Source organism: Bacillus sp. BS1807G30 (assembly GCF_040047675.1).
GTDB classification, from domain to species: domain Bacteria; phylum Bacillota; class Bacilli; order Bacillales; family Bacillaceae; genus Bacillus; species Bacillus altitudinis.
The window spans coordinates 2,719,090-2,734,657 of record NZ_CP157353.1; the positions used below are offsets into that span (position 1 = coordinate 2,719,090).

7 protein-coding genes, 21 tRNA genes, 3 rRNA genes and 1 riboswitch are annotated in these 15,568 nt (G+C 46.0%); of the genes, 3 read left to right on the forward strand and 28 right to left on the reverse strand.

All coding sequences use genetic code 11. From position 1 onward, the window contains the following. Nucleotides 1–53: 53 nt before the first annotated feature. The 4 genes from menB to ABG082_RS14010 are packed head-to-tail and all read right to left on the reverse strand — an operon-like array spanning nt 54 to nt 4,855. Nucleotides 54–872 carry a 1,4-dihydroxy-2-naphthoyl-CoA synthase gene (menB, locus tag ABG082_RS13995; protein WP_008342913.1) on the reverse strand — a complete coding sequence of 273 codons (819 nt, stop codon included), beginning with the start codon at nt 870–872 and terminating at the stop codon, nt 54–56. Between the two features lie 14 nt (nt 873–886). Continuing rightward, on the reverse strand, nt 887–1,717 hold the full coding sequence (gene menH, locus ABG082_RS14000) for a 2-succinyl-6-hydroxy-2,4-cyclohexadiene-1-carboxylate synthase (protein ID WP_017358379.1): 831 nt from the start codon (nt 1,715–1,717) through the stop codon (nt 887–889). Continuing rightward, a complete protein-coding gene (gene menD, locus ABG082_RS14005) occupies nt 1,702–3,444 on the reverse strand; it encodes a 2-succinyl-5-enolpyruvyl-6-hydroxy-3-cyclohexene-1-carboxylic-acid synthase (protein ID WP_272511831.1) in 1,743 nt (580 codons plus the stop codon). The genes menH and menD overlap by 16 nt, the downstream gene beginning before the upstream one ends. Beyond that, nucleotides 3,437–4,855, reverse strand: coding sequence for an isochorismate synthase MenF (locus tag ABG082_RS14010; protein WP_017358381.1), 1,419 nt, complete (start codon nt 4,853–4,855; stop codon nt 3,437–3,439). Before ABG082_RS14010 ends, menD begins: the two co-directional genes overlap by 8 nt. A 382-nt stretch (nt 4,856–5,237) precedes the next feature. On the opposite strand from ABG082_RS14010, the gene ABG082_RS14015 reads away from it, so the two are divergent. The 3 genes from ABG082_RS14015 (at nt 5,238) to ABG082_RS14025 (ending at nt 7,592) form a co-directional block, all read left to right on the forward strand. Further along, nucleotides 5,238–6,176: a 1,4-dihydroxy-2-naphthoate polyprenyltransferase gene (locus ABG082_RS14015; RefSeq protein ID WP_017358382.1), complete on the forward strand. Its 939-nt coding sequence runs from the start codon at nt 5,238–5,240 to the stop codon at nt 6,174–6,176. Nucleotides 6,177–6,293: 117 nt separating this feature from the next. Next, the gene (locus ABG082_RS14020) at nt 6,294–7,028 is read left to right on the forward strand and encodes a TraR/DksA C4-type zinc finger protein (RefSeq protein ID WP_348936196.1); all 735 of its coding nucleotides are present in this window, start codon (nt 6,294–6,296) and stop codon (nt 7,026–7,028) included. Between the two features lie 87 nt (nt 7,029–7,115). After that, entirely contained in the window at nt 7,116–7,592 is a 477-nt protein-coding gene (locus ABG082_RS14025) for a tryptophan-rich sensory protein (protein ID WP_008342900.1), read from the forward strand. A gap of 76 nt (nt 7,593–7,668) precedes the next feature. Here the strand turns inward: ABG082_RS14025 and ABG082_RS14030 are convergent. From ABG082_RS14030 to ABG082_RS14145, 24 genes are all read right to left on the reverse strand, one after another. Continuing rightward, nucleotides 7,669–7,740 (reverse strand) — tRNA-Glu (locus tag ABG082_RS14030). 7 nt (nt 7,741–7,747) lie between these two features. Then, nucleotides 7,748–7,838, reverse strand: a tRNA-Ser gene (locus tag ABG082_RS14035). Nucleotides 7,839–7,841: 3 nt separating this feature from the next. Next, nucleotides 7,842–7,916 (reverse strand) — tRNA-Asn (locus ABG082_RS14040). A gap of 6 nt (nt 7,917–7,922) precedes the next feature. After that, nucleotides 7,923–7,999 (reverse strand) — tRNA-Ile (locus ABG082_RS14045). A 16-nt stretch (nt 8,000–8,015) separates the two neighbouring features. After that, a tRNA-Gly gene (locus tag ABG082_RS14050) sits at nt 8,016–8,089 on the reverse strand. 11 nt (nt 8,090–8,100) lie between these two features. Continuing rightward, nucleotides 8,101–8,176: transfer RNA gene (locus ABG082_RS14055), tRNA-His, on the reverse strand. Nucleotides 8,177–8,200: 24 nt separating this feature from the next. After that, nucleotides 8,201–8,273, reverse strand: a tRNA-Phe gene (locus ABG082_RS14060). A gap of 17 nt (nt 8,274–8,290) precedes the next feature. Then, nucleotides 8,291–8,367 (reverse strand) — tRNA-Asp (locus tag ABG082_RS14065). Nucleotides 8,368–8,382: 15 nt separating this feature from the next. Beyond that, nucleotides 8,383–8,459, reverse strand: a tRNA-Met gene (locus ABG082_RS14070). A gap of 22 nt (nt 8,460–8,481) precedes the next feature. Then, nucleotides 8,482–8,574, reverse strand: a tRNA-Ser gene (locus tag ABG082_RS14075). 7 nt (nt 8,575–8,581) lie between these two features. Next, nucleotides 8,582–8,658: transfer RNA gene (locus tag ABG082_RS14080), tRNA-Ile, on the reverse strand. 4 nt (nt 8,659–8,662) lie between these two features. Then, nucleotides 8,663–8,736 (reverse strand) — tRNA-Met (locus ABG082_RS14085). Nucleotides 8,737–8,762: 26 nt separating this feature from the next. Next, a tRNA-Ala gene (locus ABG082_RS14090) sits at nt 8,763–8,835 on the reverse strand. 7 nt (nt 8,836–8,842) lie between these two features. Then, nucleotides 8,843–8,919: transfer RNA gene (locus ABG082_RS14095), tRNA-Pro, on the reverse strand. A gap of 7 nt (nt 8,920–8,926) precedes the next feature. Beyond that, a tRNA-Arg gene (locus ABG082_RS14100) sits at nt 8,927–9,003 on the reverse strand. Nucleotides 9,004–9,014: 11 nt separating this feature from the next. Then, nucleotides 9,015–9,100 (reverse strand) — tRNA-Leu (locus ABG082_RS14105). 12 nt (nt 9,101–9,112) lie between these two features. Then, nucleotides 9,113–9,184 (reverse strand) — tRNA-Gly (locus tag ABG082_RS14110). A gap of 30 nt (nt 9,185–9,214) precedes the next feature. After that, nucleotides 9,215–9,297, reverse strand: a tRNA-Leu gene (locus ABG082_RS14115). Nucleotides 9,298–9,304: 7 nt separating this feature from the next. Beyond that, nucleotides 9,305–9,380: transfer RNA gene (locus tag ABG082_RS14120), tRNA-Lys, on the reverse strand. A 37-nt stretch (nt 9,381–9,417) separates the two neighbouring features. Next, nucleotides 9,418–9,493 (reverse strand) — tRNA-Thr (locus ABG082_RS14125). Nucleotides 9,494–9,526: 33 nt separating this feature from the next. Next, nucleotides 9,527–9,602 (reverse strand) — tRNA-Val (locus ABG082_RS14130). A 498-nt stretch (nt 9,603–10,100) separates the two neighbouring features. Continuing rightward, nucleotides 10,101–10,216: ribosomal RNA gene (gene rrf / locus ABG082_RS14135) — 5S ribosomal RNA — on the reverse strand. Nucleotides 10,217–10,277: 61 nt separating this feature from the next. Then, nucleotides 10,278–13,208: ribosomal RNA gene (locus ABG082_RS14140) — 23S ribosomal RNA — on the reverse strand. Nucleotides 13,209–13,390: 182 nt separating this feature from the next. Then, nucleotides 13,391–14,939 (reverse strand): 16S ribosomal RNA (locus ABG082_RS14145). The 16S, 23S and 5S rRNA genes sit together here with 21 tRNA genes alongside, the layout of an rRNA operon. A 436-nt stretch (nt 14,940–15,375) precedes the next feature. Continuing rightward, a riboswitch (TPP riboswitch) is annotated at nt 15,376–15,478 on the forward strand. The last annotated feature ends 90 nt before the right edge of the window (nt 15,479–15,568 follow it).

Below are 15,568 nucleotides of genomic sequence, written 5' to 3' on the forward strand. Positions count from 1 at the left end.
AAAGAAAACAGCTCAGTCTGATGCACTAAGCTGTTTTCATCCATATCATTGAATCAAGGGAAACGAGGGAACTGACCGAAGTCTGGCTTTCGTTTTTCCTTAAAGGAATCGCGTCCTTCTTTTGCTTCATCTGTTGTGTAATAAAGAAGGGTCGCATCTCCTGCAAATTGCTGAATACCAGCTAATCCATCTGTGTCAGCATTAAATGCAGCTTTCAAGAATCGTAAAGCAGTCGGGCTCTTTTCTAGCATGTCCTCACACCACTTCACTGTTTCTTCTTCCAGCTGCTCTAATGGTACAACTGTGTTGACAAGTCCCATATCAAGCGCTTCTTGTGCATTGTATTGACGGCATAAGTACCAGATTTCTCTTGCTTTCTTATGACCCACAATACGTGCAAGATAGCCAGATCCATAACCAGCATCAAAGCTGCCCACTTTTGGTCCTGTTTGTCCAAAAATCGCATTGTCTGCTGCAATGGTAAGGTCACACACGACATGAAGCACATGCCCGCCGCCAATCGCATAGCCCGCAACCATCGCAATAACTGGTTTTGGAATGACACGAATTAAACGCTGTAAGTCTAGGACGTTTAGACGTGGAATTTGATCGTCTCCTACATAGCCGCCATGACCGCGTACTTTTTGGTCTCCACCTGAACAGAATGCTTTTCCTCCAGCACCTGCAAGGACAATGACACCAACATCTGAATTGTCGCGAGCACGTGAGAATGCATCAATTAATTCACTTACAGTCTTTGGTGTAAATGCATTATGTACATGCGGACGGTTAATGGTGATTTTTGCAATCCCATTATATGTTTCATATAAAATTTCGTCATACTGACGCTCAGTTTGCCATTCAATAGCCATCAATATTTCCTCCTCTAATCTTGCGATAAAATAAACTCACTTACTATTTTACCAAAAAAATGTGGTTGTTCCACATGAACTGTATGCCCGGCATGCTCTACTACTGTGAATTGACTGTATTCAAGCTCCTGCTGCATACGTTTGGCGATGTCACAGAACTTTTTATCAAGTGTTCCGCAAATGAGTAAAACAGGCTGTTTTATCTGCTTTAATGCTTCCCACATAGACGGCTGTGAACCGGTTCCTATACCTTCTAAGCTGCGAGCCAGCCCGTTAGGATCGGCTTTTAGCCTTCCCTCTCTCAGTTGCGTTAGCCTGTCCGCTGGCAAGGATTTCTGCGAAGCAAACAGCGGAATGTTCTCCCAAAAATCCACAAACTGCGCTAATCCTTCATGTCTGATCTTTTGAGCTAGCTGATGATCATGATTCAGCCTCGCCATCCGCTCTTTAAAAGAGTTCAGCCCTGGAGATGTACTCTCAAGAATCAACTTGTTTACACGTTCTGGATAACGGGAGGCAAATGATAAAGCAATACGCCCTCCCATAGAATATCCGAGAATATTCACTTTGTGAAGCTTTAATTGATCTAAAATCTCAACAAGATCTGCCAGCTGCTGGGACATTGCATATCTTCTTATACTCTTTGGTGAGTCTGTGCGGCCATGTCCAAGCAAGCTGACCTGAATCAATCTCGTATGTTTTTCTGTATAAGTATTCAAAAAAGCCCAAGAAGCTGCACTCCCTGTAAAGCCATGTAAACATAACGTGGCATTTTCAGCAGATGGGTTATGGTCTATCACCTCATACGCCACACCATCGTGCATTCGTATTATGAGTGAAGGCATTCTTTTTTCACTTCCCTCAATATCTCGTCCATCATTTGGCGATGTTTGCCCACGCGAGAATGCCGGTCAGTTTCAATCTCAATTAAATGAAGCCCTGGTTCTTGGATATGCGCCAAGTACACATCTTTTAACTCTTCTTTCGTTGTCGGCTTCGAATAGGTTCCCCCATATAGCTTTGATGCATACTCAAAATTCAACCCAGTCGGCGTACCAAAGAGCTTTTCATAATACGGTTCATCGGATGCCTGCGGAAGGAAAGAAAAGATTCCTCCTCCATCATTGTTTAACAACACAACCGTGAGCGGAATGTCCATTAGCTTAGCTGCAAGAAGACCGTTCATATCATGGTAAAAAGACAAATCGCCGATGACTAAAGTGATGGGTTGTTTCAAGGCTGCATATGTTCCAAGAGCTGTGGACACAACACCATCAATACCATTTGCTCCGCGATTCGCCATCATCCGAAACGGTTTTGACTGCGTTTCAAAAAAGGTATCGACATCTCGAATAGGCATACTATTTCCGATAAAGAGCACACTCTCTTTTGGCAAAAGGTGCTGCAGCTGACGATACACATTTCCCTCAAATGTCAGGTCCTCATCATTGTATTGATTTGCATGCATTCTAAAAGAAGAATTGACACTCTGCCAGCGTCGTAAATAAGATGTATCCTGACGCTTTTCCGCTCTCATCAAGACTTCTTCTACAAAAGAGACTGCATGACTTTCAATCATGTATGATGCGCTTAAACCAGGATCTCGATAACCACCCGCAGCATCGACGACAATCTGCTTCACTTCCGCATGCTTTTCCAGCCACTTAAATAAAGGCTTAGACACAGGCATCGGTCCAAAACGAATGACCATTTCAGGCAAGAGATGCTGCTGCAATGCCTCATCTTTTAACAAAGAATCGTATGCATCTATAATGTATTCTTCACTTTCATGCCCATTTCGCAAAAGAGAAAGCGGGTCAGCTAAAATTGGCAGATGCAAAGCTTTTGCAAGACGTAACACTGACGCCTGCTCTTCCTGCGAGTGAAGTTCACCAGCAACAATGATTCCTTTTGCCGCTTTGTTCATGATAGACACTAATTCTGACATAACCCGATCATCCGGACGAGCTTGACCTGCTGCTAAAACTTTGTTCGCAACTCCTTCTTCTCTATCAAAAGGATCAATAGACAAGTCAGGTAGCAATGGTTCTCTCAGCGGCACATTCACCTGAACTGGTCCCTTTGGCTCCTGCATAGACACATGACTTGCCCTAGCAGCAGCAGTTTGGACATACCGCAGCATCGTTTGGCTTTCTTCTGGCAAGGCTAAGTCTGTGAACCATTTAACAAACTTACCGAATAAGAATTGCTGATCAATCGCTTGAGGTGCCCCAACCTCCCTCAATTCGTGCGGCCGATCAGCAGTTAAAACAATCAGTGGTACCCGAGAATAATGTGCCTCGACAACAGCTGGGTAAAAGTTAGCTGCTGCCGTACCTGATGTACAAATGAGTAGCACTGGTGTTTGGCTCGCTTTCGCAAGACCCAGTGCATAAAAAGCAGCAGACCGTTCATCCACTAACACATGGACATTGATTTCTTGATGAGCAAGAGCGAGCATCGCAAGCGGTGTTGAACGGGAGCCAGGACAAACAACTGCCTCCTTCACACCACTTTGCACAAATTCATCCATTAATCTGCCAATATATCTTGTCATGATTTGATTATTCAATAGGACGACCTCCAAGAGCAGACAGCATTGGTCTTAATTTCACTTGCGTTTCTTCATACTCTTGTTTTGCAAGGGAATCCTCTACAATTCCACATCCAGCAAACAAACGAACTTGGTCTTCCTCAATAAGACCTGATCGAATGGCGACAGCAAATTCTCCATTGTCCTTAGAATCAATCCATCCCACTGGCGCCGCATACCAACCGCGTTTCAACGGTTCGATTTCACGAATCACCTCTACCGCTTTTTCCTTAGGATATCCTCCAAGCGCTGGTGTTGGATGAAGCTGTTCAATTAATGAAAAGAGTGAACAGCTGCTTTTGATTTCTCCCACAATGGGTGTAAATAAATGCTGAATGTTTTTCGTTTTATAAAGACTTGGTTGATTTGGCTTATGCACATGATGGCAGTTTGCTTCAAATGCCTGCTCAATCATATTCACGACAATTTGATGTTCAATCAAATTTTTTTCATCATGAAGCAGTTCCTCACCTAGTGCCTGATCTTCTACTTCATCTTGACCACGTACAATAGAACCTGCCAAACAAGATGAAAAGACTTCACCACCGCTTTTTTTCACTAAACGTTCAGGCGTCGCCCCGACAAACGCTTGTCTTCCCTGCTCTATAGCAAATACATAACTCGTTGTTTGATGTTTTAGTAATTCTGCTAATAGTGGAGCGAGTTCAATTTGATTTTTATAGTGAAGCAAGACTTCTCTTGCTAAAACAACCTTTTCATATTCGTTCACACGAATGTGTTCTGTCGCTTCATGGATTGCTTTCATCCATTCCTGGACATCTAACTCTTCCATATGAACAAGCTCAGCTTGTCCATGATTTCTGACAGGCAATGCATCAAAATTAGAAGCTTTCTGTTCTAACTCTTGAATGAGCTGATGAACATTCCCGTCCACCTCGTTCCATTCATTGATCGTTAGAAACGTGCCCTCTTTTGAAACAGTCAGCATCATCGATGGCACAAAAAAATGAGCCTCGCCAAATGCTTCCCAGTGACGCGCCTTCTCTTCATATGGATCAAATGAAAATCCTCCAAATAAAAGCGGACCAACTGCCGCTTGCTTTAACTCCTTCTCATCATGAAAATGGAACATATGCTGTTTCAGCTGCTCCCATTCTTGATGGACGATATTGAATCGTTCTTTGCCTTGCTCTGATGATTTAATCACGGCCGCTCTGCCAAGTCCAGAAAATATCATTTGGCTTTCTGGATCAGACCAAAAAAACCGCTCGCCTAAAAAATCCGCTTCGCCGCTTTGGAAAAAGGCAAGAGGATCCAGATCGTCAACTCTTCTGGAGTAGCTTATCAAAACAGCATGGTTGACGTTATTCGCTTCTTCTAATGTCGCAAGCGCTTCCTGCCGGAAAGTACTTTGCACTGTTGTCACCATGATACATTCCTCCAAAATCCATGAAATAACATATAAAAATAAAACCATCATGTAAAAAATACATGAACATTCGAGTATGTCGAATGACCTGCTTTTCTATTATAAACCTTAACAGATGAACTTAGTAAAGAAAACAGCTTTTAAAACCTCGAATCCTTATTATATCACGCTTTCAAGATTTTTTCGCTCCCGCTTATTGAAATGAGAACATCTCTTAAAAAATGGTAAGACCTGTTCGAAGATCAAGCTTTCTCTCTATATGGGAACGATTAGCAAACATCTTTTTCTTGTTTCATCGCATCAATATATTGACACCTTTTTGAACTTTGCTAAACTGGAATTTGGACGTGTACGTATTTTTTTATTTAAAGGAGTATATTTTATGCAGCATCAATCGATATCAGATCAGCTTTCACCAATTAAGCCTGATAAGAACTGGCGGATTTGGTGGAATTTACTACGACCGCATACATTAACAGCGGCATTTATTCCCGTTACTTTAGGAACTGTCCTAGCACTTCCGAGTGGTCAGATACATGTTGGGCTATTTTTAGCTATGCTATTTGCATCGATGTTTATCCAAATTGCAACGAACATGTTTAATGAGTACTTTGATTATGTTCGCGGATTGGACAATGAGAAATCTGTCGGTATCGGCGGAGCGATCGTGAGAAACGGTGTAAAACCAAAAACAGTTTTAGGCCTCGCTTATGCCTTATTCGCGCTTTCTTTATTACTTGGGATCTATATTTGCATGATGTCTAGCTGGTGGATTGCACTCATAGGACTAATTTGTATGGCAGCAGGCTATTTTTATACCGGCGGCCCTGTACCAATTGCTTATACACCATTTGGAGAACTTGTATCAGGTGCTTTTATGGGACTAGGCATCATTTTAATTAGTTTCTATATCCAAACAGGAACATTGACATCAAAAGCTGTGCTCATTTCATTACCCATCTCTATTTTAGTTGGTGCCATCTTACTGTCGAACAATATCCGTGATTTAGACGGTGATAAAGAGAATGGACGAAAGACACTTGCTATCCTAGCTGGACGTAAAGCGGCAGTCAACATCCTACTTTCCATGTTTGTGATCTCATATGTACTCATTTTTGTTTATATCTTTATGGATATCGTGGGTCTTTGGAGTCTTCTTGTCTTACTCAGTGTGCCAAAAGCTTATACAGCCATTAAAGAATTTAAGCAAAAAGAAAAACCAATTGAATTAATGAATGCCATGAAGTCGACAGCACAAACCAATACGTTTTTTGGTTTCCTGTTAACGATCGCATTGATCTTACAATACTATCTTGCATAACACGAAACGCCTGCAGCCGCAGGCGTTTTTTATTGAAGAATTGCTTCAAATTGGCACAAGTCTTACATAAAAATTTGCTCATACTAACAATATGTTTGATATGAAAGGGTGATCGCTTTGTTGTCTAAAAACGAATTACATCAGTTGAAGCAGCGACTTCTCGATGAAAAACAAGAAATTGAAGCCAAAAGCCATGACGATGAACAGAAAGTATCATTTCCTTATGATTCAGTGGGCGAACTGTCAGCCTATGATAACCACCCTGGCGACCAAGGAACAGAACTATTCGAACGCGGAAAAGACATTGCCTTAAACAGTTTGGAACATGAGCATCTGTCCGATATCAATGAAGCACTCCAAGCAATGGCAGACGGCTCTTATGGTTTGTGTAAAGTGTGTAAAGCCCCTATTCCTAAAGAACGCTTAGAAGCCCTTCCCACCGCCGTCACATGCACAGAGCATTCAAAAGAACAGACCGTTTCACAAAACCGTCCCATTGAAGAGGACTTATTAAGTCCTCCCTCAGGGCAATTTGAAAATGAAGAAAGTGCTTCATATGATGGAGAAGATGCCTACCAAGACGTAGAACGCTATGGGAACTCTGATACCCCATCCGATATGGAATTTCCTCCATTGACTTACGATGATGTGTATACACAATCAGAAGATGATGATTATGTGGAAGACTACGAAGGGTTTGCAGCTGCTGATATTGAAGGTAAAGCAAGCAAGGTCTATCCAAATAAAGCACACGAAGCTTATGAAGAATCATTAGATGAAGAAGGCGTCATGACGGTGTTTGGTGACTTGAAACCGTACGAAGAAGAACCTTATACTAAAAAAAATCATTAGTCCCCACATATTGGGGGCTTGATGTTTATATCATGTAATAATTGGGAAATAAGTTGAAGAGTGAATTGATTGGGAGGAGATTTCTGGATGGCTAAAAAAAGTATCATTTGGGCGGTTATCGTCTTCTTTATTACATACGCATTATTTTCTATTGCAGGGTTCCTGTTCCCTATCGACAGAGAATGGTATGACGCACTAAATAAACCTGAATGGACACCTAGTGGTGGTGTCATCGGTGCGGTCTGGGCTGTCTTATTCGCCCTCATTTCGTTATCTGCCGCCATCATTTATGCAAAGTATGGTTTTCAAAAAATCACATTACCATTTTGGATTCTTTTTCTTCTAAATTATGTATTCAATCAAGCCTTTAGCTTTTTTCAATTTACACAAAAAGATTTATTTGCAGCCACGATCGACTGCCTGCTTGTAGCACTGACAGCACTCGCGCTTGTCATCGTCTCACGTAAACTAAGCAATGTTGTCCCAATTTTATTGATTCCTTATGTTTTATGGGGATTCTTTGCGACATACTTGTCTTATACGATCTATTCCATGAATATGTAAAAAAAGACCGCTATGATGGCGGTCTTTCGTTTTGCGGAAAATAAAAAAGAGGTCTTTATTAGACCTCTTTAAAAAATGACCCGTACGGGATTCGAACCCGTGTTACCGCCGTGAAAGGGCGGTGTCTTAACCGCTTGACCAACGGGCCAGAAAAATGGCGGAGAAGGAGGGATTTGAACCCTCGCGCCGCTTGCGCGACCTACACCCTTAGCAGGGGCGCCTCTTCAGCCACTTGAGTACTTCTCCATTTGGCTCCGCAGGTAGGATTCGAACCTACGACCGATCGGTTAACAGCCGATAGCTCTACCACTGAGCTACTGCGGAAAGTCATGGTGGGCCTGAGTGGACTCGAACCACCGACCTCACGCTTATCAGGCGTGCGCTCTAACCAGCTGAGCTACAGGCCCATGAACGATATGCAAATGGAGCGGGTGATGGGAATCGAACCCACGACATCAGCTTGGAAGGCTGAGGTTTTACCACTAAACTACACCCGCAAAAATATGTATGGGGCGATTGATGGGAATCGAACCCACGAGTGCCAGAGCCACAATCTGGTGCGTTAACCACTTCGCCACAACCGCCATACTGATATTTATTTGTAAAAGTGGCTCGGGACGGAATCGAACCGCCGACACACGGATTTTCAGTCCGTTGCTCTACCAACTGAGCTACCGAGCCATGTATTCATTTGAAAATGGCGGTCCGGACGGGACTCGAACCCGCGACCTCCTGCGTGACAGGCAGGCATTCTAACCAACTGAACTACCGGACCAATAGAGAAAAAATTTGGTTGCGGGGGCAGGATTTGAACCTGCGACCTTCGGGTTATGAGCCCGACGAGCTACCGAACTGCTCCACCCCGCGATGATATCATTTTTTAAAAATATGGCGGAGGAAGAGGGATTCGAACCCCCGCGGGCTTTGACACCCCTGTCGGTTTTCAAGACCGATCCCTTCAGCCGGACTTGGGTATTCCTCCGTATAGATGGTGGACCTTGTAGGACTCGAACCTACGACCGGACGGTTATGAGCCGTCTGCTCTAACCAACTGAGCTAAAGGTCCTTTATAGCGGCGGAGGGGATCGAACCCCCGACCTCACGGGTATGAACCGTACGCTCTAGCCAGCTGAGCTACACCGCCATGATATAAAATAATCTTTTAAAAAGTGGAGCCTAGCGGGATCGAACCGCTGACCTCCTGCGTGCAAGGCAGGCGCTCTCCCAGCTGAGCTAAGGCCCCATAAAGATGGTCGGGAAGACAGGATTCGAACCTGCGACCCCTTGGTCCCAAACCAAGTGCTCTACCAAGCTGAGCTACTTCCCGATCTTAATGGCGCGCCCGAGAGGAGTCGAACCCCTAACCTTTTGATCCGTAGTCAAACGCTCTATCCAATTGAGCTACGGGCGCTTATTTTATAATGCCGAGGGCCGGACTTGAACCGGCACGGTAGTCACCTACCGCAGGATTTTAAGTCCTGTGTGTCTGCCAATTCCACCACCCCGGCGTGGATGGTATAAGCGGAAGACGGGATTCGAACCCGCGACCCCCACCTTGGCAAGGTGGTGTTCTACCACTGAACTACTTCCGCATTACAGGATTTCTTTATGTTGTTTGGCAATGCGGGTGAAGGGACTTGAACCCCCACGTCATAAAGACACTAGATCCTAAGTCTAGCGCGTCTGCCAATTCCGCCACACCCGCATGAAAATGGTGAGCCATGAAGGACTCGAACCTTCGACCCTCTGATTAAAAGTCAGATGCTCTACCAACTGAGCTAATGGCTCGCTTTTAAAGCGACTTGTCTATCTTACCATATGAAAGTGGTGCCGGCAAGAGGACTTGAACCCCCAACCTACTGATTACAAGTCAGTTGCTCTACCAGTTGAGCTACACCGGCTTTATCTATCCTAACATTATGTAAGAATAAATATGGTGGAGGATGACGGGCTCGAACCGCCGACCCTCTGCTTGTAAGGCAGATGCTCTCCCAGCTGAGCTAATCCTCCACTATGTAGGAATCTCTCGATCCGACAAAGATTATTATATACAGGTTTTACTCATTTGTAAAGGCTATATTAAAAAAATTTTATTTCATTTTTCATAACGTATTTCTTTTAACAGATGATGTTTATGTTACCAGTCAAAATAGCTTCAATTCAGCGATTAACAGCTGTATTTCTCTTCTCTATATTCTCTTTAAAAACGAGTAAATCCTTTAAAAATATCAGCAGCCTTTCAATTTTTATACTTTAATGATATAGATATTTCTTCATTTTAACTGTTAAACGCAATGAATGTTTTGACTATACACCTGCTATTCTTTCTCTCTATTATTTTTCTCTACATTTAAAAGTGAACATGCTTCACAGACTTTCTCGTTGTTTGAGAGCATCTGCACACTTGTCGTCAATTAAATCAATCTGATTCATACAACATAATTAGGTTCATCTTCTTTCAAAAAACACAAAAAAGACCAGTTCCGACTGGAACTGATCCTTTGAAAAGCTTGGCGGCGTCCTACTCTCACAGGGGGAAACCCCCAACTACCATCGGCGCTGAAGAGCTTAACTTCCGTGTTCGGTATGGGAACGGGTGTGACCTCTTCGCTATCGCCACCAAACCTGATGGAGAGAATGTTCTCTCAAAACTAGATAACAATGTTCATTTTTCACATTAAAATATAGGTTAAGTCCTCGATCTATTAGTATCTGTCAGCTCCACGTGTCACCACGCTTCCACCTCAGACCTATCAACCTGATCATCTTTCAGGGATCTTACTTCCTAGCGGAATGGGAAATCTCATCTTGAGGGGGGCTTCATGCTTAGATGCTTTCAGCACTTATCCCGTCCGCACATAGCTACCCAGCGATGCCCTTGGCAGAACAACTGGTACACCAGCGGTGCGTCCATCCCGGTCCTCTCGTACTAAGGACAGCTCCTCTCAAATTTCCTGCGCCCGCGACGGATAGGGACCGAACTGTCTCACGACGTTCTGAACCCAGCTCGCGTACCGCTTTAATGGGCGAACAGCCCAACCCTTGGGACCGACTACAGCCCCAGGATGCGATGAGCCGACATCGAGGTGCCAAACCTCCCCGTCGATGTGGACTCTTGGGGGAGATAAGCCTGTTATCCCCGGGGTAGCTTTTATCCGTTGAGCGATGGCCCTTCCATGCGGAACCACCGGATCACTAAGCCCGACTTTCGTCCCTGCTCGACTTGTAGGTCTCGCAGTCAAGCTCCCTTGTGCCTTTACACTCTGCGAATGATTTCCAACCATTCTGAGGGAACCTTTGGGCGCCTCCGTTACATTTTAGGAGGCGACCGCCCCAGTCAAACTGCCCACCTGACACTGTCTCCCTGCCCGATAAGGGCAGCGGGTTAGAAGGTCAATACAGCCAGGGTAGTATCCCACCGATGCCTCCACCGAAGCTAGCGCTCCGGTTTCCAAGGCTCCTACCTATCCTGTACAAGCTGTACCAACATTCAATATCAGGCTGCAGTAAAGCTCCACGGGGTCTTTCCGTCCTGTCGCGGGTAACCTGCATCTTCACAGGTACTATAATTTCACCGAGTCTCTCGTTGAGACAGTGCCCAGATCGTTGCGCCTTTCGTGCGGGTCGGAACTTACCCGACAAGGAATTTCGCTACCTTAGGACCGTTATAGTTACGGCCGCCGTTTACTGGGGCTTCAATTCGCACCTTCGCTTACGCTAAGCGCTCCTCTTAACCTTCCAGCACCGGGCAGGCGTCAGCCCCTATACTTCGCCTTACGGCTTCGCAGAGACCTGTGTTTTTGCTAAACAGTCGCCTGGGCCTATTCACTGCGGCTTCTCGGGGCTTTAACACCCTAAGAAGCACCCCTTCTCCCGAAGTTACGGGGTCATTTTGCCGAGTTCCTTAACGAGAGTTCTCTCGATCACCTTAGGATTCTCTCCTCGCCTACCTGTGTCGGTTTGCGGTACGGGCACCTCTCACCTCGCTAGAGGCTTTTCTTGGCAGTGTGGAATCAGGAACTTCGCTACTAAATTTCGCTCGCCATCACAGCTCAGCCTTCACGGGAAACGGATTTGCCTATTTCCCAGCCTAACTGCTTGGACGCGGATATCCAATACCGCGCTTACCCTATCCTCCTGCGTCCCCCCATTGCTCAAATGGTGAGGAGGTGGTACAGGAATATCAACCTGTTGTCCATCGCCTACGCCTTTCGGCCTCGGCTTAGGTCCCGACTAACCCTGAGCGGACGAGCCTTCCTCAGGAAACCTTAGGCATTCGGTGGACGGGATTCTCACCCGTCTTTCGCTACTCATACCGGCATTCTCACTTCTAAGCGCTCCACCAGTCCTTCCGGTCTGACTTCACTGCACTTAGAACGCTCTCCTACCACTGTTCGTAAGAACAGTCCGCAGCTTCGGTGATACGTTTAGCCCCGGTACATTTTCGGCGCAGAGTCACTCGACCAGTGAGCTATTACGCACTCTTTAAATGGTGGCTGCTTCTAAGCCAACATCCTGGTTGTCTAAGCAACTCCACATCCTTTTCCACTTAACGTATACTTTGGGACCTTAGCTGGCGGTCTGGGCTGTTTCCCTTTCGACTACGGATCTTATCACTCGCAGTCTGACTCCCAAGGATAAGTCATCGGCATTCGGAGTTTGACTGAATTCGGTAACCCGGTAGGGGCCCCTAGTCCAATCAGTGCTCTACCTCCGAGACTCTTACCTTGAGGCTAGCCCTAAAGCTATTTCGGAGAGAACCAGCTATCTCCAGGTTCGATTGGCATTTCACCCCTACCCACACCTCATCCCCGCACTTTTCAACGTGCGTGGGTTCGGGCCTCCATTCAGTGTTACCTGAACTTCACCCTGGACATGGGTAGATCACCTGGTTTCGGGTCTACGACCACGTACTCATGCGCCCTATTCAGACTCGCTTTCGCTGCGGCTCCGCATCTTCTGCTTAACCTTGCACGGGATCGTAACTCGCCGGTTCATTCTACAAAAGGCACGCCATCACCCGTTAACGGGCTCTGACTACTTGTAGGCACACGGTTTCAGGATCTATTTCACTCCCCTTCCGGGGTGCTTTTCACCTTTCCCTCACGGTACTGGTTCACTATCGGTCACTAGGGAGTATTTAGCCTTGGGAGATGGTCCTCCCGGATTCCGACGGAATTTCACGTGTTCCGCCGTACTCAGGATCCACTCTGGAGAGAACAACATTTCAGTTACAGGGCTGTTACCTTCTTTGGCGGGCCTTTCCAGACCTCTTCGCTTATATCGTTCCTTTGTAACTCCGTATAGAGTGTCCTACAACCCCAAGAGGCAAGCCTCTTGGTTTGGGCTGTTCCCGTTTCGCTCGCCGCTACTCAGGGAATCGCATTTGCTTTCTCTTCCTCCGGGTACTTAGATGTTTCAGTTCCCCGGGTATGCCTTCTCATACTCTATGTATTCAAGTATGGATACTACTCCATTACGAGCAGTGGGTTTCCCCATTCGGAAATCTCCGGATCAAAGCTTGCTTACAGCTCCCCGAAGCATATCGGTGTTCGTCCCGTCCTTCATCGGCTCCTAGTGCCAAGGCATCCACCGTGCGCCCTTTCTAACTTAACCATTTCTTACTTTAGAAAGAATCACTATGTGTGATGAACTTTGCATTGCATTCAATGTGAATGTATTACTTATTGTTATCTAGTTTTCAAAGAACAATCCTGTCTCGCTAGAGACATGTTTGAAGGAATGATCCTTCAAAACTAAACAAGACGAAAAACGCACGCTGCTCCATATATCCTTAGAAAGGAGGTGATCCAGCCGCACCTTCCGATACGGCTACCTTGTTACGACTTCACCCCAATCATCTGCCCCACCTTCGGCGGCTGGCTCCATAAAGGTTACCTCACCGACTTCGGGTGTTGCAAACTCTCGTGGTGTGACGGGCGGTGTGTACAAGGCCCGGGAACGTATTCACCGCGGCATGCTGATCCGCGATTACTAGCGATTCCAGCTTCACGCAGTCGAGTTGCAGACTGCGATCCGAACTGAGAACAGATTTGTGGGATTGGCTAAACCTTGCGGTCTCGCAGCCCTTTGTTCTGTCCATTGTAGCACGTGTGTAGCCCAGGTCATAAGGGGCATGATGATTTGACGTCATCCCCACCTTCCTCCGGTTTGTCACCGGCAGTCACCTTAGAGTGCCCAACTGAATGCTGGCAACTAAGATCAAGGGTTGCGCTCGTTGCGGGACTTAACCCAACATCTCACGACACGAGCTGACGACAACCATGCACCACCTGTCACTCTGTCCCCGAAGGGAAAGCCCTATCTCTAGGGTTGTCAGAGGATGTCAAGACCTGGTAAGGTTCTTCGCGTTGCTTCGAATTAAACCACATGCTCCACCGCTTGTGCGGGCCCCCGTCAATTCCTTTGAGTTTCAGTCTTGCGACCGTACTCCCCAGGCGGAGTGCTTAATGCGTTAGCTGCAGCACTAAGGGGCGGAAACCCCCTAACACTTAGCACTCATCGTTTACGGCGTGGACTACCAGGGTATCTAATCCTGTTCGCTCCCCACGCTTTCGCTCCTCAGCGTCAGTTACAGACCAGAGAGTCGCCTTCGCCACTGGTGTTCCTCCACATCTCTACGCATTTCACCGCTACACGTGGAATTCCACTCTCCTCTTCTGCACTCAAGTTTCCCAGTTTCCAATGACCCTCCCCGGTTGAGCCGGGGGCTTTCACATCAGACTTAAGAAACCGCCTGCGAGCCCTTTACGCCCAATAATTCCGGACAACGCTTGCCACCTACGTATTACCGCGGCTGCTGGCACGTAGTTAGCCGTGGCTTTCTGGTTAGGTACCGTCAAGGTGCAAGCAGTTACTCTTGCACTTGTTCTTCCCTAACAACAGAGCTTTACGATCCGAAAACCTTCATCACTCACGCGGCGTTGCTCCGTCAGACTTTCGTCCATTGCGGAAGATTCCCTACTGCTGCCTCCCGTAGGAGTCTGGGCCGTGTCTCAGTCCCAGTGTGGCCGATCACCCTCTCAGGTCGGCTACGCATCGTCGCCTTGGTGAGCCGTTACCTCACCAACTAGCTAATGCGCCGCGGGTCCATCTGTAAGTGACAGCCGAAACCGTCTTTCATCCTTGAACCATGCGGTTCAAGGAACTATCCGGTATTAGCTCCGGTTTCCCGGAGTTATCCCAGTCTTACAGGCAGGTTACCCACGTGTTACTCACCCGTCCGCCGCTAACATCCGGGAGCAAGCTCCCTTCTGTCCGCTCGACTTGCATGTATTAGGCACGCCGCCAGCGTTCGTCCTGAGCCAGGATCAAACTCTCCGAGGTATGCAGGATGCATATCACACATGCGTTGCTACACGATGTAGCGAACTTAGCATGTGATCATTTCCTGCCTCGTCAGTCTGACTGACTACCTATGAAGTATCATAGGATTTTTTTATAAAAACTCGAATTAACAGGTACGTTTTGTCTTGTTTAGTTTTCAAAGATCATCTTCATTTTCGCTCAGAGGCGACTTTATTAATATAACATTCTATCAAGATGAAGTCAACAACTTTTTTCTTGAATGTTATTTCTCAACCGCGCTGTTTCAGCGGCGAATACAAATATAACACCTTTTAAAAGAAGAAACAAGTATTTTTTCTAAATAATTTATTTTTCTTGATCTCTTCCTATATATTCGTACAAAAAGGGCTTAACTCCGTAATTCACTATTGTTGATCCTGTAGGTCTTTAGTATATTTATAATAGATTGAAATTAAATAACCGCAGGGGGAGCTTTGTGCTGAGAGTGAACAATTCGTTGTTCTGACCCTTTGAACCTGTCAGTTAATACTGAAGTAGGAATGTGGAATCACTTGCATACATGCATTGTATTCAAGCCGATATGTTTTTCTATGAATCACATACTCATCCTGACATGGTCTCTCCTTGCACAATTCGTGAAAAGGGGA